14 protein-coding genes are annotated in these 19,285 nt (G+C 47.9%); 4 read left to right on the plus strand and 10 right to left on the minus strand.

The window, feature by feature from the left end; all coding sequences use genetic code 11:
- Nucleotides 1–2 precede the first annotated feature (2 nt).
- The 6 genes from GC097_RS27385 to GC097_RS27410 all read right to left on the minus strand — a co-directional run bounded on the left by GC097_RS27385 (nt 3) and on the right by GC097_RS27410 (nt 10,853).
- Nucleotides 3–935, minus strand: a complete 933-nt coding sequence (locus GC097_RS27385) for an ABC transporter permease (protein WP_171686466.1) — start codon at nt 933–935, stop codon at nt 3–5.
- 21 nt (nt 936–956) lie between these two features.
- Nucleotides 957–1,781, minus strand: coding sequence for a D-aminopeptidase DppA (gene dppA / locus GC097_RS27390; protein ID WP_171686467.1), 825 nt, complete (start codon nt 1,779–1,781; stop codon nt 957–959).
- Nucleotides 1,782–1,905: 124 nt separating this feature from the next.
- Nucleotides 1,906–2,262 (minus strand): DUF3870 domain-containing protein, encoded by a 357-nt coding sequence (locus GC097_RS27395; protein ID WP_171686468.1) that lies wholly within the window; start codon nt 2,260–2,262, stop codon nt 1,906–1,908.
- Between the two features lie 544 nt (nt 2,263–2,806).
- Nucleotides 2,807–5,671: an RCC1 domain-containing protein gene (locus GC097_RS27400; RefSeq protein ID WP_171686469.1), complete on the minus strand. Its 2,865-nt coding sequence runs from the start codon at nt 5,669–5,671 to the stop codon at nt 2,807–2,809.
- A gap of 44 nt (nt 5,672–5,715) precedes the next feature.
- Nucleotides 5,716–8,868: an efflux RND transporter permease subunit gene (locus tag GC097_RS27405; protein WP_171686470.1), complete on the minus strand. Its 3,153-nt coding sequence runs from the start codon at nt 8,866–8,868 to the stop codon at nt 5,716–5,718.
- Nucleotides 8,865–10,853 (minus strand): efflux RND transporter periplasmic adaptor subunit, encoded by a 1,989-nt coding sequence (locus GC097_RS27410; protein WP_171686471.1) that lies wholly within the window; start codon nt 10,851–10,853, stop codon nt 8,865–8,867. The genes GC097_RS27405 and GC097_RS27410 overlap by 4 nt, the downstream gene beginning before the upstream one ends.
- A 218-nt stretch (nt 10,854–11,071) precedes the next feature.
- Between GC097_RS27410 and GC097_RS27415 the strand changes: the two genes are divergently transcribed.
- Genes GC097_RS27415 through GC097_RS27425 form a run of 3 tightly spaced genes read left to right on the plus strand, consistent with a single transcriptional unit; the run spans nt 11,072 to nt 12,516 of the window.
- Nucleotides 11,072–11,569 (plus strand): MerR family transcriptional regulator, encoded by a 498-nt coding sequence (locus GC097_RS27415; RefSeq protein ID WP_171686472.1) that lies wholly within the window; start codon nt 11,072–11,074, stop codon nt 11,567–11,569.
- A gap of 5 nt (nt 11,570–11,574) precedes the next feature.
- On the plus strand, nt 11,575–12,015 hold the full coding sequence (locus GC097_RS27420; RefSeq protein ID WP_171686473.1) for an SRPBCC family protein: 441 nt from the start codon (nt 11,575–11,577) through the stop codon (nt 12,013–12,015).
- Between the two features lie 30 nt (nt 12,016–12,045).
- The gene (locus GC097_RS27425) at nt 12,046–12,516 is read left to right on the plus strand and encodes an SRPBCC family protein (RefSeq protein WP_171686474.1); all 471 of its coding nucleotides are present in this window, start codon (nt 12,046–12,048) and stop codon (nt 12,514–12,516) included.
- 718 nt (nt 12,517–13,234) lie between these two features.
- On the opposite strand, the gene GC097_RS27430 is transcribed toward GC097_RS27425, so the two are convergent.
- A complete protein-coding gene (locus GC097_RS27430) occupies nt 13,235–13,996 on the minus strand; it encodes an SDR family oxidoreductase (protein WP_312875738.1) in 762 nt (253 codons plus the stop codon).
- A 168-nt stretch (nt 13,997–14,164) separates the two neighbouring features.
- Here GC097_RS27430 and GC097_RS27435 point away from each other — a divergent pair, with 168 nt between their 5' ends.
- The gene (locus GC097_RS27435) at nt 14,165–14,773 is read left to right on the plus strand and encodes a TetR/AcrR family transcriptional regulator (protein WP_171686476.1); all 609 of its coding nucleotides are present in this window, start codon (nt 14,165–14,167) and stop codon (nt 14,771–14,773) included.
- A gap of 99 nt (nt 14,774–14,872) precedes the next feature.
- Here the strand turns inward: GC097_RS27435 and GC097_RS27440 are convergent, their stop codons facing one another.
- The 3 genes from GC097_RS27440 to GC097_RS27450 all read right to left on the minus strand — a co-directional run bounded on the left by GC097_RS27440 (nt 14,873) and on the right by GC097_RS27450 (nt 19,242).
- A complete protein-coding gene (locus tag GC097_RS27440; RefSeq protein ID WP_171686477.1) occupies nt 14,873–15,574 on the minus strand; it encodes a CPBP family intramembrane glutamic endopeptidase in 702 nt (233 codons plus the stop codon).
- 255 nt (nt 15,575–15,829) lie between these two features.
- Nucleotides 15,830–17,572: a methyl-accepting chemotaxis protein gene (locus GC097_RS27445; protein WP_171686478.1), complete on the minus strand. Its 1,743-nt coding sequence runs from the start codon at nt 17,570–17,572 to the stop codon at nt 15,830–15,832.
- 650 nt (nt 17,573–18,222) lie between these two features.
- A complete protein-coding gene (locus GC097_RS27450) occupies nt 18,223–19,242 on the minus strand; it encodes a LacI family DNA-binding transcriptional regulator (protein WP_312875736.1) in 1,020 nt (339 codons plus the stop codon).
- Between the last annotated feature and the right edge of the window lie 43 nt (nt 19,243–19,285).

Consider the following 19,285-nt stretch of genomic DNA (forward strand, 5'->3'; position numbering starts at 1 on the left):
GGTTACCCCTCCTTCCTGTGCAGCTTGATGCGGGGATCAATGAACCCATAGGCGATATCCACCAGGAACATCATTATGACTAACAGAGCGCTATAAAATACGGTCGTACCCATAATGAGCGAGTAATCGCGATTATTAATGCCATCGACGAAATATTTGCCCATGCCCGGAATGGCGAAAATCTTTTCGATCACGAAGCTCCCCGTAAGTACGTTGGCCACCAATGCGCCGAGCAAAGTAATGACCGGTAGCACCGCATTGCGGAGCGCATGCTTGATGACGATCGTAAAGGGCGACAAGCCTTTGGCTCTTGCCGTTTCGATATAGTCGGCTGTGAGTACCTCCAACATGCTTGCTCTGGTTAGTCTGGCTATAATGGCAAGAGGTCCTGTTGACAGAGCAAGTGCTGGAAGGACAACATGCTTCCAGGTCCCCCATGTGGCTACCGGAAGGAGCTTCCACTCGACGGCAACATATTTGATCAGCAAGGTTGCTACAATGAAGTTAGGTACTGCAATGCCGATAACCGCAAAAATCATAGCGAGGTAATCGATGATTCGGTTCTGCCGGAGTGCGGCGACCGTTCCGAGCGCGATACCCGTGACGATCGAAATCAGGATGGACACCATGCCAAGCTGGAACGAAACCGGAAATCCACGGCTGATCATGGCATTCACGGTATCGGGAAAGTGGCCGATAGAGGGCCCGAGGTCCAACGAAAGCAGCGATTGTAAATAAAGAAAGTACTGCGTCGTAATGGGTTGGTCCAAATGGTAAAATTCCATCATGTTCTGAACCGCCGTCGGGTTCGAATTTTTGCCCTCTTTTTCGAAAGGCGACCCCGGAACCGTATGCATCAGTGCAAAAGTAACCGTGATAATTAGCCACAGTGTGACAATCATGGAGATAAATCTGCGAAGAATATATTGTGTCACGCTATCACCCGCTCCCGCTTTTTAGCAAAATGCCGTTCTCATCGCCAATTCCGTCATAACTAACATAGCTTGATAAGCTTCTAGTATATTTTTCGCCTGATATGTAACCGTAGGGCTGTTATCATCTATCGTCGTACCCGGCATCAGGTGAGCCCACTCCGCTTGGCCATAGTTGGCAAATTCGATCTTCAAAACCGGATGATCGGGAGGTACGAGCGGTTTTACCCGGCTGCGGTTAGCCAGTGCCTCCTTCGTTTTTTCCCGGAGCAGCTGCCCGCTTTTTTCGGGAGTTAAGCACACGGCAGACGTTCGCGATATTCGCTTCTTTACAATTGCTGTTGTAATGCCCGGAATAAGCTCTTCCGCTTCAATTGCCGTTTCATCGTCCCCAGCCACTAATAAAACAGGCACACCGTAATGACCTGCAACATAGGCATTAAAACCGAGCTCGCCTATTGCTTTATCATTGATGTACATATTACGAACGCCGAAAATCATCGTATGACTAAGCACACCTTTTGTGGCTGCTCTCGTGTGATAACCTAGAAATGCCGCACCTGCGAAGGAAGCGTCCAGTCCCTGTACCATGGAAAAAGGCTTTACGTCCCCCGAGATCAGTTGGGTTTCCGGATGCAGTTTCTCGATTAAGAGATTGTTCATTTTGGAGTGACTGTCATTCACGATAACTTCCTTGCAGCCTTCATCAAACGCAGTTCCTATGACATGATTGGCTTCGTCCGTCATAATGTGCTGCCCGCGTGTGTAGTTGATCTGTCTGGAATCGACGAACGTGTTATCCACTAGTCCGGTAATCCCTTCCATATCAATGGAAATATACAGTTTCATAGGTTGTCCTCCCCTATTGTAAGGTAACAAAAACCCAGCAAACAGCCTCGGGAGCATTCATCCCAAGAAACCATTTGCTGGGTTTTATTTACGGGTATGTTGCCATACGGATAAATAAAGCAGCTTACACTGTACCGGAAGTTTGGAAACCCATCTCTTCACGGCCGTTAAGTGCTAATTTGTATTTTTTTTGTGCGTCTTTGTACGCTACGACCAACGCCTTCTGGGATGATCCATGGTATCTCCGGCGAATTTCTTCCGCAACCGCATCAAGGAGCAGCATATTGTGCCCGATAAAGATGGAGCGGACAAAATCCGATGTGAGCGGTATCGTGGACGAACATCCTGCATCAACGATTTTGTGGCTTGTTGTATCCACGACAAGTCCAATGAAAAATGCGTTGTACTGCTGCGTAATAGGATTGTTCACGGAAGCTTGCGCATCGCCGATAATATAAATCGTGTCTTTGTCGTATAACAAACGAGCACTCTCCTACATAGCATTCTGTTCGATTTCTGAGCGGGATGTGGGAAGAGATTGAGTCTCCCTACGACCGCCAGAACCAGACCGCCAATAATGTAATATATTCTAACATCGAATTCACATGTTGTAAATAACGAATCTCTTCACTCTACGTATGCGCTTCCAAAAAGCGTGCCAAGTTATTGATTAAAGTGCGTTGTCCGCTCTGAGGACTGAATTACGCTTCATTGGCGCCTGGTTCATCCAATGAATTCAAGGCGATCCTCCTTCGTCCTGATTTGTAAAAGAATTGATCCTTATTTTTACATTATAATAAAGTCTATTCGTACTGTGTAGCATTTTTTTGACGGGGGATCGTGTATGGGGAAAAGTTCCCTCTAATTTGACTGCTGAAGCTTGTTAGAGCCAATTAGCTGGAAAACCTCCCGCAATTTGCAGCGGTTCCGTGAGAATCTACGAAATCCGGTCAAATTAACGAGAGGTTTTCCTTTTATTTCCCTGCGAGGTCATCTTTCGAGCAATTTAGAGGCAGTTTTTCCAGTTAGCTGCCTTGCTTAGCTTGCTCTACAGCCAGCGGATCAACCGGCAGCGTCATGCCTTGCAGAACGTTACCGATGCGCTCAATGACAATTACCGCTTGAGCTCGTGTCGTTGCTTCTTCCGGCGCCAGCTGTCCGCCGCTTAAGCCTTGTAGTATGCCTTTGTTAACCGCCCCGCTCATCACAAAGTTCGGAGCAAGAGCGGTATTCGCTTTTTGCAAGTCCGGGCTTACCGCGCGAAGGGCAACTGCAGCAATCTCCTGACGTGTAACAGGAAGATCCCAGCCCTGCTGCAGATCTCCGATTTGCAGAATTCCCGCCTTTTGTACAGCATCGATATAAGGTTGATACCAGGCTTCGCCTGCGTTCTCCGAAGCGATAGGCAAATGCATGGCCGTAGCGGCAAGCTTCACAAATTCGCCTCTTGTAATCACGCGGTCAGGAAGAAAGCTTCCGTCGCTAAAGCCGTTCACAATCCCTTTTTCCGCTGCCTGAACAATATTTTCCTTCGCCCAGTGTCCTTCCAAGTCGTTGAAAGAAGCGCCAAGTCCCGTAACGACAGACGGCTGATAGCTATTGGTCAAAGTATTGTTCCCAAGTTGGCCCGTGTAGTTGCCTCCCCATGTCCAAATGGCGCCATCCTTATCTTTCACCACGCTATGAGTCCCACCTGCGGCAGCGACAACTGCATTGGAAATTCCTTTTATTTGTTCCGGTTTATTCTGATTGATCTTGGTCCCATCGCCTAACTGACCGAACAGGTTCTGGCCCCAAGCCCACACACTCCCGTCATTGGCGATCGCCAGGCTGTGGTAAGAGCCTGCATAGACAGATTTCATAGCGGGCAGTGTTGTCACTTGAACAGGCTTTGTTTGATTAGCCGTTGTACCGTTGCCTAATTGTCCAAAGGCATTGTAACCCCACGCCCATACGGTGCCATCATTCTTTACAGCAAGTGCAAAATTTTTACCGGCAGTAATGGCGATAACACCGGTTAGATCAGAAATTTGTACAGGCTGTTGCTTGCCGGCAAGCGTCCCGTCTCCCAACTGTCCATTCGTATTATCGCCCCACGCCCATATTTTCCCGGTATTTTCTAAAGCCAAGTTAAAATTAGTGCCTGAAGCGATAGCAACAATATTAGATAGCTGAATAATTTGATTTGCCGCTTCTGTTTTGTCATGACCCAGTTGACCGTACGTATTGTCTCCGAAACTCCATACGGAACCATTATTCAGCAGCGCCAGCGTATGGTTACTGCCTGCAGCCGCGGATACAACACCGTTCAACTCTTTCACTTGAACAGGTAAAGGGCTTGGTGTCGTAGTTCCATCGCCTAATTGACCGGAGAAGTTCTGTCCCCACGCCCAGAGAGTTTCGTCCTGCTTGACGGCAACTGTGTGAGAATCACCGCTTTCAATGGTCGCGATCCCGTCCAGACTGATCGCTTCCGGTGCAATGGCCGAGGTATGAGTGCCATCCCCCAATTGACCGAACGCATTGCTTCCCCAACCGTACAGCCGTTTATTTTTGATAACAAATGTATCACTTTCACTCGCTGTAAGGGTTTGTTCTCTAGGAGCTTTGATTATGACCGTTCCTTCACCGGGCTTTAGCACCGGAGGATTCAGCCATTCGTTCACCTGCGTTTGAATCGGGGCGGATTGGTTGTTCAACGTCTTGTCGCCGAGCTGGCTGTAACTGTTGTTCCCCCATGCCCAAAGCTTGTCGTCTTTATCGATAGCAAAAGTAAAATTGGAACCCGCACCTATTCCCGTTATTTCGGGCAGGCCATTGACATGGTCGGGGAATGACCGATTCCATGTTTTCCCGTCAAAAGCAGTTCCTATGCCCAGTTGGCCTGAAGTATTAACCCCCCACGTATAGACGCTGCCATCATCCTTTAACGCAACCGCGTGCGAACTCCCGGTCGTGATTTGAGTGACGTGATCCAACCCGGTCACAAGAACGGGAAACTTATTTTCATCTTGCGTGTGGGTAGTAACCGCATTATACATAGCGGTTGGATCTGAATCGATCAGTCCCCACGTTAACACGGTACCGTCGTCCTTGAGAGCTAATGAGAAGTCGAACCCGGCAGCGATCTGTGTAATATGCCAGTTCGAACTTGTAGTCACAATTGGCGTATTCAATCGGTTCTGATCGTAACCATAGCCGAGCTCACCAAAGTAATTATCGCCCCAGGCCCACACAACGCCATCTTGGTCAATCGCCAAGGTGTGGTACGCGCCACTCGCTATCGCTTTAACCGAAACTATGTTGCCTATTACTTGCACAGGTTTATTTTTGCCTTTATTCGTACCGTCTCCGAGTTGGCCGTACGTATTATCTCCCCAGCTCCAAGCTGTTCCATCGTCTTTGATTGCAACAGAGTGGAAGTTGCCCGCAGAAATCGCAGTCACATGGGCAAGATCAGCAACCTGAACAGGTGTGGACCGGTCTATCGTTGAGCCATCGCCTAATTGTCCAAATGTATTCTCCCCCCAAGCCCACACGGTGCCATCCGATTTGAGCGCCAAGGAGTGAGCTTGACCAACCGCAATCGCGGTTATTCCTGACAACCCGCTGATTGGCGTCGCTTGATTGCGGTTGTTCAACCCTGACCCCAGCTTGCCGCGGAGATTATTTCCCCATGTCCAAACCGTTCCGTCTTTCTTCAAAATAACCGTGAAACCTTTCCCGCCGCTAATTTGCTTGATCAAAGCAGGGTTTATATTTGATGTTCCGGCAGCAGGGCTGTTCGTTTCCCCAAAAACTTTCCCGGGAAATAACGGGAAAGCCGTGAAGGAACTAACAAGCAGAAAACCTAGCAGCCAGAGAGTAACATTACGTTTCACTGTTTTCATGTTCCTTCTCCTTAAGAAAGCTATGTTGGCTATATTCGCACTTCCTATAATGTGGCAGTCGTGCCTTGTTCCTGAACCATTGCAGGCTTGCGTTTAAATCTTCTCGTAATGCCGTTTTTCCAACTGTCCAGCAATGTGTAAACAACAGGAATCAGTACCAAGGTGATCAGTGTGGATAAGGTTAAGCCAAATGCTACAACGGTTGCCATGGAAGCTTGCGTTTCCGCACCCTCTCCGAATCCAATGACAAGAGGCACCATCGCAAGTACGGTAGTCGCTGTAGTCATCAGAATAGGCCGCAATCGTACTTTGCCCGCTTCAATTAAAGCATCGAATAACGGCATGCCTTTGGCTCGCAATTGATTCGTATAATCGATTAAAACAATGGCATTATTCACGACAATTCCGACCAGCATAATCATTCCGATGATGGAGTTCATATTAATGGTTCGATGGGTCACCAGAAGTCCCAGGATGGCTCCTATGAACGTCGGAGGCAGCGAGAACATGATGATAAACGGCCCGTATAGCGATTCAAATTGACTAGCCATAACCATGTACACTAAGGCAACGGATAGTATAAGAATCAAGTATAAGCTTTTGAAGGAATCATTCTGGCTTTGCTGCTGACCGCCCATCGTAACCTGGTAGCCATCCGGTGGTTGTATCGCATCAATTTTCTGTTGAACCAGAGCCGATACTTCCCCGACGGAAGCTCCGAAAACGGAAGCTTGCACCGTTGCCACACGGTTCTGATCTTGCCTGCGAATTTGCGCAGGACCTGTTCCCGGTTCAACCTTGGCAATGAGACTGACCGGCACAACCGCACCGCTTGTCGTCGTAATCGTCACATTATTGAAATTTTCCAGCTTATTCGTAAAATCGTTCGGATACTTCACGAGAACAGAGATTTGTGAACTGGCTGTTTTAAACTGCGTAGCCACGCTTCCCTGATAGGCTGTTCGCAATGCCGTCATCACATCTCTTAACGATACGCCGTAATGTGCCGCTGCATCGCGATCGATCGTTAAATTAAATTGCGGAATCGAACGGTCTAACGTATTTTGCACATTGCGCGTGCCATCTACGGATGAGATTTCTTGTACGACGAGATCGCCCAGCTTTTGCAAAATCGCTAAATCCGGCCCGGATAGATTAACTTGAATGTCGCCGCCGCCGAAGTTGCCGCCACCGCCAAGCCCCGGCAGACGCACGCCTGATGGAACACTCACGCCAATTTGCGCTCCCGCGAAGCCTGTTGTCAGCGTCCGGATTTGTTCCGCAACTTGATCGGTGCTTTTCTTTCTTTCGCTGAGCGGTTTTAGCCTAATTTGAATGCTGCCCGTATTGGTTGCCGCTGATTGAAACGCTCCACCTCCGGCCGATCCGACAGATGTAAAGACAGTGTCTATTTCCGGCACATCTTTCAATCTCGATTCCAACGTTGCTGCGACTTGATTCGTCACGGCGAAATCCGTACCCTGCGGGAGATTAATATTTAAATTGACTTGTCCTTGATCGGTTTTGGGCGTTAATTCACTGCCTACAAAACGAACCGCGTACACACTGCCAGCGAATAAGACAACCGTAATGGTGATAATGACCCAGCGGTGAAGCATGGACCACCGGAGCAGCCTGCTGTACCAATGTGTGATATGCTGCATACCCCGGCCGAACCACACGAAAGGATTGAGGGTTCTGCCGGTCGGCAGCTCTTCATCGACCTTGCGGCGCAAAATTTTGGCCGCCAGCATCGGTACCAAAGTGACGGCTGCAAACCATGCCGCGATATGAGAAAAACAAACCACAAGCGCCATCGGCCAGAAAAATTGTTTCACTAAACCGCTGATGAAAGCCGTCGGCGCAAACACCGCAATTTGGGCCAACGCCGAAGCCATAACCGCTGTTCCCACCTCGGCCGTTCCCACTTTGGCGGCTTCTTCAGGAGACAAGCCTTCATGTCGTTTACGGAAAATGCTTTCCAAAACAACGACGGCGAAGTCTACAAGCGAACCGAGACCGAGTGCCAAGCCGCCAAGCGTAATCGTGTTAATCGTTTGATGACCGAAATACATCATACTGAATGTGCTGATAATTGAAATCGGAATTACGAGACCGATAATGAGTGTCGCTCTTATGCTTCGCAAGAAGAACAACAAGATGATGACCGAGAACACGCCTCCGAGCAACGTATGCTCAACGACGGTACGCAAGGAATCGCGAATAAACTTGGCGGAATCATTCAATACCGCGATATGCATGCCTTCCGGCAGCTTGGATTGAATATCTTGAAGCGACTTCTGGATGTTGCTGGACACGGAAACCGTGTTTCCATCCGATTGTTTGAGTACTGAGAGAGAAACGCTGGCCTCTCCGTCTTTACGCGCTTCAAGCGTAACATCTTGATACGTGTCTATAATTGTGCCGAGTTCGCTTAGAGCAATCGTTTGTCCACGCCCCAGCTGTACTTGTACTTTGCCGATATCTGCCGTTGATTTAAATTCCCCATCAATATGCAAGGGCACCAGTTGACTTCCTTTATTGACAAGTCCGGCATCGGTGGAAGAATTATCATTCCCGAGCGCTGACACCAATGTACTGAAAGAAATATTGTATTGCTGCAAGCGGCTTGGCTCTACAAGAATTTGAATTTGTCTGACACGACCTCCGGTAACGCCAACCGAAGCGACACCATCCGAACGCTGAACATCGGGACTAACAATATTGTCAGCAATGTCGCGCAGAGTGACAAGGTCGGTTTTGCCATACAAAGCCAATGTCATGATCGGTGTACTGTTCGGATCGACACGTGATACGACTGGAGCATCTGCATCGGAAGGAAGCTGCCTTCGGACACGATCTAATTTATCCCTCATCGTTAATGTAGCCTGATCAATATTCGTACCGTAATTAAATTGCAAGGTAACGTTGCTTGAACCAGTACGGGAGTTAGAGCTAATACTCGTTACTCCTGTAACGGTAGCCATAGCATTCTCAATCGGCTTCGTAATTTGCTGCTCGATCTGTCCTGGCGATGCACCGCTCCATGAAACCGATACGGTTGCCGATGGAATTTCCAGATTCGGGTAAAGATCCACCGGCAAAAGAGGAATCGCAATCGAACCCACAATGACGAGCGAAATCATGATCATCAAGATAGTGACAGGGCGATGAACGGAGAAATTAGCTAATTTCACTGTCCAGCCCCCGCTTTCGGAGCCGCTGCGTCAGGGCCATTGCCGCTTGGCCTTGTCCCTGACGGGGCAGGTCCCTTACCTTGCGTGCCTTGCCCGTTTCGGCCTTGGCCTCCTTGGCCTTGACCTTGACCGCCTTGACCTTGACCACCTTGGCCTTGGCCACCTTGACCTCCTTGACCTCCTTGACCTCCCTGGCCTCTGCCTTGCCCCTGACCTTGGCCGGCTTGTCCCTGGCCTTTGCCTGCTCCGTTCTCTTGTCCCGGTTGATTAATTTGTACCGGAACGTTATCGGAAAGCAGCTCTTGCCCTTTTACAACCAGCTCGTCTCCAACCTTCAGGCCGCTTGTAATTTCGAAGGATGCGCTCGTCATCACGCCTACTTTTACAAGCACTTTCGAAGCTTTGCCGTCTTTAACGATGTATACCGCATTGCCACTCGGTTGGCTGAGAACGGCATCTGCAGGCACAACAATGGATTGTTTGCCTTCACTTTTGAGCGAGGATTCCGCAAACATCCCGGGTAATACTTCGTGCTTCTCATCATTAATTTTAATGTCTACCAGAAAGGATTTGGATGTAGGATCCATTGTTGGATGAACGGCATATACCGTTCCATCGAACGTTTTATTCAACGTAGGGATTTTCACCGACATCGATGAGCCCATTTTGATTTTGCCAATGGATGCTTCCGATATGTTCACCGTTGCCAACAAAGGATCTACGGTAGCAATCGACATGACGGCAGATTGCCCCGCATTCTGTCCGACCGGCACTAGAATTGCGCTTACAATTCCTGTTACCGGGCTCGTTAACACACCATCCTGAAGCTGCTCGCTTAAAATCTTCAATTTGGTTTGAGTTTGCTGAAGCTGGGCTGCGCTTACTTGCAAGGAATCCGTAGACTGCGCTGCTTTCAGCGCTTGCTTGGATTGCTCGAGCGTTGCCTCTGCACTGTTTTTGGAGATATCCTGGGTGGATTGTGATTGTGCCAGCTGTGTACGACTGAGTTCGAGCTGAGCTGCAGCGCTTGCTTGCGTGTTAGCTAGTGATAAAAGCGCGGAGTTTAAACTCTCCTGTGCAACTTGTACAGCTTGCGAGCTTTGTGCAGTCAACAACGCATTCTGCAAGGTGGTCAACGATTGCTGTGCCGACTGTGTATCTTTATATTGAGCCTGCTGCGACTGCTGCAATGTAAGCTGCGTACTTTGCAGCTTGGCAAATGCATTGTCTATGTCCTTTCCGGTCTGAACAGCTGTATTATAGGCAGCAACAGCTTGTTGTACGTTCAGTTGATAGGTATCTATATTATTGTTCTGTGTTGTTAATAAGCTGTCCAACTGTGAGTTTAAGTTCGTTTGGGCGACAGTCACAGCTGTAGCCGCATCCGATTGCGCTTTGCTGAATCCAACCTGTGCCGTAGAAACCCCTTGCTTAGCCGTTTCAATTGCGTTTTGCTGTGTCGTCATCGCATTATTCAATTGGATTTGCGCTAGAGCTACTGCGTTCTTCTGATCATTCATCGTTTTCTCATATGCGGCTTGCTGAACGGCTAGCGATTTCTGTGCTGAAGCCAGACTATTCGCTTGATCGTTCACTACTTTGTTGTACTGCACCTGACTTAAAGCAAAATCACTCTGGGTCTGCTCGAAGGATTGCTGAAGCGTGGAAGTATCAATGTGCGCTAAAGCTTGTCCAACTTTCACTGTATCCCCGATGTTCACATCAAGGGAAGTAATGCGGCCATTCACTTTGGAAGAAAGATTCGTGGTGAAAGCCGGCGTGATCGAGCCCGTAAATACTTGCCCGCCACCAATGTCCGACAATTTCACGATTTGTGTTTCTACGGTCATCTGGCGTGTTCCCGATCGGCCGTTTGCCCCTGGTTTAGCGGTGCTTGCTGGCGCGCTGCAGCCCGCTATGGTGACGGTTATCGCGGTAACGACTGCGATGATTGTGGTACTCTTGAGTGAACTGAACTTCCTCATGGGATGGAAACCTCCGTCTTATTCGTTTGGGCAAATGCTCTTTCTCACCATATTTGACATTGATGATAAAAGTGTGATCTACGTGTAAAAAATTTGTAAATTTAAGGATATCATTTCATTCCTTTAATGCAACTGCATTTTAACGCTTGCACATGACGTAACGTCATGTTTTATAGTATAGTTACCGGTAAAACGATGCGCAGTAAAAAGAGGTGATTATGAAGCAGCTTTGGAAGGTGGGAGAGCTCGCTAAGCTCACGGGACTCACGATACGAACATTGAGGTTTTACGATCAGATCGGTCTGTTTTCTCCGTCGGCGCATTCCGATTCAGGGCACAGACTGTATAACGAGGCCGACCTGTCGAGATTGCAGCAAATTCTGTCGTTAAAAGAGCTCGGCTTATCGCTGGAGGAGATCAAATCCGTAGTAACCGGCGGGCAATTCAGTCCGCTGGAAATCGTGTCACTGCAAATCACCCGTCTCAAAGAAACGATCGCGATGCAGCAAAAGCTTTTGAGCGGATTGGAATACGTTTCCAACCTGATGCATTTAAAACAACCTGTGACAGTCGAAGATTTTACGAAATTATTGGAAATAATGAAAAAGAGCCATGAGAAAATGATCCTCGAACGCCGGATGACTTGGGAACACCGTCTGGACCTGCTTGGCGACATCCTCGACAAGGATGCCGGCGAATCGAATCAAGGGAGCTGAAAATCATGAACAACCGATCTACCGTTCATCATACTTTCGTCGTCGAAAGAGTCTATAAAGCTTCGCCCGCAAAGACTTTTACCTACTGGGCGGACCCCCGCCTGAAAGAGCAGTGGTTTTCTAAAGCGGATGCGTTTGACTTCCGTGTCGGCGGTGGAGAAAGCAGTCAAGGGGGGCCTCCCGGCGGACCGGTATTTACGTTCGATGCCCGGTATCACGATATTGTGCCGAACGAGCGCATCATTTACACCTATACGCTGGACATGGACGAGACGCGGATGTCCGTTTCCGCAACGACCGTCGAATTCAAGCTGGAGGGTGAAGGCACCAAGCTGATTTTCACTGAGCAAGGCGTCTTCCTGGACGGCCACGATACGCCTGCTCAGCGCGAGCACGGCACGAAGGAAATGCTGGACAAGCTGGGTGTGCTGCTGGAGATCGGCTAACCTATTTTAACAGGCAGAGGAGGAACGGAAATGTCGGAGAACCGTACGCCAAACAGTGAAATCAGCGCTGTGGAAGAATACGAATTGGTAACAACGCGGGTGATGAATGCATCCCCTGCTCTCGTTTACGAAGCTTGGACAAAACCCGAGCATTTGGCACGTTGGTGGGGGCCGAACGGGTTTACGAATACGTTTCACGAGTTCGATATACGGCCGGGAGGGATATGGGAGTTCGTGATGCACGGACCGAACGGAGTCGATTATCCCAACAAAAGCGAATTTGTCGAAGTTGGGCCCGAACGGATCGTGCTGCGGCATCTTTGCGCGCCCCACTTTCAGCTTACGGCAACCTTCGAGGATCTTGGCGGCCAAACCAGGCTGACTTGGCGCCAGCTTTTCGAAACCGCTGCCGTCTTTGGCGCCATCAAGAACTTCGCATTACCAGGCAACGAGCAAAATCTTGACCGGCTCGAGGCGCATTTGCAGAGCATGTCCTTCTGAGAACTTGAGTATCGCTGGGAGGGGAACTACAGGGCGCTATTTGGCTGGAAACAGCCCTTTTGGCAAAGGGAAGGGAACTGGTGTCCGCTATTTCACCATTCCGAGCAGCTCGTTCGATCATCGCGGCGAAATAAGGCCCTGTAGTTCCCCTTAGGCGCCTGGTATTACGCTTTTCGCCGTAATAAGGGAATAGAGTTCCCGCAATCGAGCGGATCTCAAGTTGAGCCGACGGCGAGGGTAATTAACTGGAAAATCCCCCTCTACATGGCTCGAATGATGCCCTTGCAGGGAATTTAGAAGGAAAACCTCCCATTAATTTGACCGGGTTTAGTCGATTCTGACGAAATCGGTGCAAATAGAGGGAGGTTTTCCAGCTAAATAGATCTGACAAGCATCTGCGGTCCATTTAGATGGAACTTTTTCCTTTATTCTGACCACAGAAGCAGAACTACTGGGAAGGCTACCCCACAGGTCAAGAAATGAGTATCTTCGTTCTATTCAAAATATCGAGGGCGGACCGATTAAAAAAATGGATTTAAATCGTATGCCGCGGCCTCTAAAGTTATTCGGATACTTCGCTTTCTCGCTTTTATTGTTATTCGGTGCAGCAATAGTTGTAATCAGTTTTTTACGTTAAAATACGATGAATGGCTTCACCGCTCCGACAAACGTGAAAAAACCCTATGATAAAGTTCATAGGGCTTTTCGCAATGGGATTCTAGTAAGCTGTCCAACCGGCATCCGCTGTAACAACTGTACCATTAACAAAGCTTGATTCATCCGAAGCCAAGAACAAAGCAATCTTCGCAATTTCTTCCGGATCGCCTACACGCGGGTTAATCCCCATTCCAATGGTTGCACGTTCCATACCGAATGCATTTGGAGCTGTAATCGATGAGCCAATGTTGGTGTTCACGCCGCCCGGTGCCACAGCATTACAGCGAATACCTGAGGTTGCGTATTGGAAGCCAACGTTTTTGGTGAAACCGACCACTGCATGCTTTGCTGCTGTATAAGCGGCACCGGCCCTCGAACCGTACAAGCCCCCCGCCGAAGCTATATTAACAATGACACCGCTCTTTTTCTCTGTGAAAATCGGAAGTACTTTGCGCGTTGTTCGCATCGGCCCCGTTGTATTAATCGCAAAAACTCTCTCCCACAACTCATCCGTTAATTCTGCTGCAGGAACGAAGTTATCCATGATACCTGCATTGTTAATCAATATGTCAACTGTACCAAATTGTTTTACCGCGTTATCTATTAACTGTTGGACATCCTCTTCTACTGCCACATTTGCTGCGAGCGCAATGGCTGCACCGCCGTTAGATTCAATACCGGATACAACGGTCTGAGCCGCTTCAAGGCGTAAATCAGAGACAACTACCTTTGCTCCTTCAGCTGCAAAAAGTTCAGCGATTGCTTTACCCATCCCCGAAGCAGCACCTGTAACTACAGCTACTTTTCCTGAAAGCCTCATTATAGGATACCTCCATGTTATAAAAAATGAACAAATGTTGAATACAAAACATCTGTTAAAACAAGTATAATCAATAGATGAAAAGGATTTCAATCAGCAATAATGTTGTATTTGTTCTCTAACGAACAGAAACGGGGACTTTGTTGAATATTACATGAGGAAGTGAATGGAATGAGCGAATCTTCTCATAAAACCGACCGCCGAATCCTTCGAAGTAAGCATGCTTTAAAAAACGCCTTATTGACTCTTATGTCCAAAAAGCCGTTTACTTCCATTTCGATAACCGAAATTGTGGAGGAGGCGAATTATAATCGCGGTACTTTTTATTCCAACTATGAAAGTAAGGAAGATCTGCTCGATGACATCCTTACTGAGTTGATTCAAAAATTGCTGCTTGCATTTCGAGCGCCTTACGAAAAGAATGAAGTATTTCGCATACATGAATTGCCGGCAAATTCCGTTATGATTTTCGAGCATATGTTTGAGCATTCATCCACGTATACCGTTTTGATGAAGAGTGACGTTCTCCCCAACCTGCGGGAAAAAATGTTCACGGCCTTAAAAAAGATCACACAGGAAGAATTGATCCACGCAGACAACCAAATTGACCAAGAACTTCTCTCGATTTACTCCATCCATGCCTTGCTTGGACTGGTTTTGTACTGGGTTGAAAGTGGATTCAAGCACACGCCCGCTTATATGCAGGAACAGCTTATTAAAATCATTAATTGGCGCCCTACGGTCGTTCATACCGTTCTTCATCATAAAAATAAACAATAAACAAGTGTGCGAAGAAAATAAAGAAAAAAGCCGATTTCTCCTACTTTAAGGATTAACCGGCTTCATTTTTTTAGAGGCTGATTTTTTGCCTACTCTCTACTATGTTTCGCTTGGTCGATTTCGTATCTTGTACTTGATCCAGAAAAAAAGTATGAGTGGTAATGCTGTGTTCGAAGCGATAAAGAACAATAGCGACGGCAAGCCCGTGAGCGGGACATACTCAGCACCTTTAAGCTGAATTAACAATTGATCACCAATAGGACCGTCAGAGAAGATGATTGCCGATGCTGCATTCCAACCAAGATGGCTGCCTACTGCGATCGCCATGGAACCAGATTTTGAGTACGCATACGCCCATACCAGTCCCATCACAAAAGTAGTTGCAAACATCAAGATCATGACAGGGATATTGCCGAACAAACCATACGAGAACCAATGATAAGCCCCAAACGCGGCTGCCGAAAGAACAATTCCCAATCGAACACCCAGCCAGCGGATCAGTATGACAAGCAGTGCGCCTCGAAATAGCAGCTCTTCAAACCAAACAGACTTAAAACTCCACCAACTAGCGGAGAAAAAATTAGACCATTGATAGCCTGAGTTTACTTCCCAGCCCGCTGACGTAACCACAGACTCTGTCCATTTGACAACCACACAAACGAACAAACCAATCAGTAAAGCAATACCAAATTGCCGTAGGCGCAGACCAATGGGATTGTATCCTAGTACGGACAATTGCTGCCTAATCGTGAAACGTAGCAAAAGCCATGACAACAGTAAAATCACGATAATGCCTAACATTACAAATCTCCTCCCTCTTTAATTATCAATTTATTCAAGAATTTGCAAACCGACGTAATAAACAAACTTACAACATTATGTCAACTCAGTTGCGTCAAACTTCCTCGGTTATAAACTTTATTTACGCACATACATGGAAAAAGTTTCCACGATATCTCGCTAAGCTCTAGAATTTGGGAAGGTTTTCCTCGATACCTCGAACAAAAAGGAGCCTGCTCTTTAACGAGGGCTCCTTTTTTATTGTTTGTGGATAGATTAAGCAATACGGAAACGAGCTAAGATCTGCTGCATTTCCTCGGCCATGTCGGATAAGGTTTGAGCAGCGACTTTGACTTCGCCGGTCGTTTCAAGCTGATTGACGGCAGAGTGTGAAACGTCCTGAGAAGAGTCGGCGGTTTTTCTGGCGATGGAAGCTACTTCCTGAACAGAAGCCGTAACCTCTTGAGCGCCTGCCGACATTTGTTCGGAAGTTGCCGCCATCTCCTGAATTTGCGAAGCCACTTGATTCGTCGACTGCACAATTTCGCCGAAGTTTTGCTCCGTTTTCTGAACGAGCTCAATGCCTGTTTGCACTTCCTCTTTGACTTGGCTCAACGCTTCGTTCGAATCTTGGACGGTGGATTGAATTTCACCGAGCAAGGTGGAGATTTCAGCCGAGAATTGGCTGGACTGCTCGGCCAGCTTACGGACCTCGCCGGATACGACAGCAAAGCCGCGCCCCTGCTCGCCAGCACGCGCCGCTTCAATCGCGGCATTAAGGGCAAGAAGATTCGTTTGCTTGGAAATATCCTGAATCGCTTGTAAAATATGTCCGATCTCTTGGGATTTTTGCTCCAATAATGACATGACTTTATCGGTTTGATGGACAGATTCATGAATCGATTCCATTTGCTGAACGGTGCTCTGCACATACGTTCCACCGGATTCGGCCTGCTGTTTGGTCCACTCGATAGACTCTGCAATGGAGGAGGCGCTTTCCGCCATACGATAGATGCCGGCGCCGACTTCCTCCATAGAACGCGTAGTTTCTTCCATCGCCAGCGTTTGTTGATCCGCACCGGTTGCCACTTCTTTCACTGTCTGAGTGATGTGATGCGACACTTCCTGCATATCGATGGAGCTTGTGCGAAGCTGCTCCGCAGAGGAGGAGACGCTTTGGGCGTGCCCATTCACGGCTTCGATCATACTGCGCATATGCTCCGTCATTTGAGCAAAAGAGGCTTGGAGATCCCCGATCTCATCCCGCCGTTTCATAACCGTATAGGTTACGGAAAGATCCCCCTCGGAAATGCGTTTGGCGGCAGCACTCATGGAGGAAATCGGTTTGGAGACGTGACGCGCGATCAGGAACGAGATGATCAGTCCCAAAAGCACGGCAATTATACTGAGTATAATATTCCACGTTACACCGCTCTGATAGGAATGCTCTACCTGTGCTGCCCCTCCTTCCGCGTCATCCTGTATGCGTTGGGTAAACATCTCAATCAACAAGGAGCAGCTGCCCAGACTGCTGTCTGAGACCTGGATGAGCGCCATGCCTTCAGCTCCATGCTGCTGCGCGGCAGCGAGCGTTGAAGGGAAGGCGCTAGCGTATTGTGTCCACTGCTCTTTAAAAACATTGAGCATTTGGACGTCTTTTTCTTCCTGGAAAATCCCTTCCAGAAGACTGACTTTCTTTTGAATACCATTAAACAAGGTTTGGATCCTCTCTACTGGAGTAGTCGTGCTCTCATCCCCCAATATACCGGTTCCGCTTAAATTTTGTTTCGTTTTATCCTCCATATTGAATTGGAGGCGCAGCATTTGATCGTCGAGACTTTTCAAATCGTAATTTAAATTGCCAAGCAAAATGACAGAGGGAAGTCCCTTATCCGTCGTTTGCTTGGCGGTTTCACCCATGGATTTCATCTTAACTTGGGACGTCAAACTAATAGCCGTTAGAAGCAGTAAAACAATGACAAAGCTAAAAAGCAGTTTCTTATAAAGCGTAAGTTTCATTCTGTCCAGCCTCCGAAGTTGTTTTATAAGGGGACGTGTTTTCCCTTTTTGACATGGATAAAATATCCTATGTTTAATTTCGGCGAGACTCACTGAATTTTGAATAGCTAAAAAAAATCGGTCAAAGATCTTCGGGAATCTCCGGAGGCACAAAACTTTGGCACTTCTTTAAGCTTGGCCGCAAAAGCTTCCCAATACCCATGCTCATCGAAACTTTCGCTTCATTTGGCTCGATTCAAGCTGAACCCGCGCAAATAAGAGCCTCCAGAGACTTCTATCCTGCGAAAACGGGGCTTTTCGGCTGTGATAGAAGTCTTTTGGATCTCTTATTTCTCGGATCTGGCTCGATTCAAGCTGAATCCGCGCAAATAAGAGCCTCCAGAGACTCCTATCCTGCGAAAACGGGGCTTTTCGGCTGTGATAGAAGTCTTTTGGGGCTCTTATTATTCGGTTCACCTATCCCTATCTTCCCGCGAGGCATGGAACGGTTGGATGGGGTGGCCCCCAGCAGCCTTTGCCATTAGACGAAATCATATATTGGTGTATATTACCATTTATATAGCATTCAATTGTCGTATTGTTCTTGTTCAGTGGAATCCATGCATACCCTAATAGCCTCCGCACTTAATTAGTGAACGCCTCCAGATTTCCTATGTACTCTGCCTAACGATAAGCTTCGGCACTAGAACCGTCAGTTTCTTTACTTTTTCCTTCTGAATTAACTTGTGCAAAATGGCCATAGCTTGCCTGCCCAATTGTTCGCTGTGCTGTGAAACGGTCGTCAGCTCTGGATTCATAGCCGATGAAAGCTGTGTATCGTCAAATCCGGCAATCGCCATCTCCTCAGGGATACGCAATCCTCGAGATATTGCGGCTTTCATCGCCCCGATAGCCACATAGTCATTAATGCACATGACAGCCGTAGGCGGGTTCCTGTGCTCCAATGTCTGACTCATCAACTCATATCCGCAGTCTATTGAAAAATCCCCCAGACGTACCCAATCTTTACGAACCGGGAAACGATTCGCATGCATCATGCGCCGGAACGCCTGCAGCTTCTCAAACGTTGTCGTGGTTTCCCCGCTTCCGCCCAAAAACCCGATATGCCGATGTCCGTGATCGATTAAATGCTGCATGATGAGCTCTGTCCCCAAATATTCGTTCGTTTTCACCCGATGGCATGGATGACCAGGCAGTGATCCGTTAATGAGAACCACCGGAATTTTCTTCTGAATATCCAGTACTTCCTGCACGAGTGCATCGGGACAATGCCGTGAATTAATGCGGCCGCCCATGAAAATAAGACCTTCAACCTGCCTTTCCCGAAGTAAAGTTAAATATTCGGACTCTCTGCTGAAATCGCTAAACGTATTACATAGAAAAAGCGTATACCCCAACTTTTGCGCAGCTCTTTCCGCCCCTCCGAATACTTCAGGGAAGAACATGTTACTGCTATCCGGAAACAAAACACCGATCATACCTGTTTTCTTGTTCACCAGGCTGCGTGCCAAAGCATTAGGCTGAAACTTATGCTTTTCAATAATAGCCATAATCTTCTGTCTAGTTGACGTACGAACGGGAGCCGTATCATTAAGAACACGGGAAACTGTTGCGACGGAAACGTTAGCTTCCCTAGCAATATCGTAGACGGTAATGGATTCCAGGGGCATACACTCTCCGTTACTTGAGTGATATAGATCGAAGGCCTGTTCG

The organism is Paenibacillus planticolens, assembly GCF_013141725.1.
GTDB classification, from domain to species: domain Bacteria; phylum Bacillota; class Bacilli; order Paenibacillales; family NBRC-103111; genus Paenibacillus_E; species Paenibacillus_E planticolens.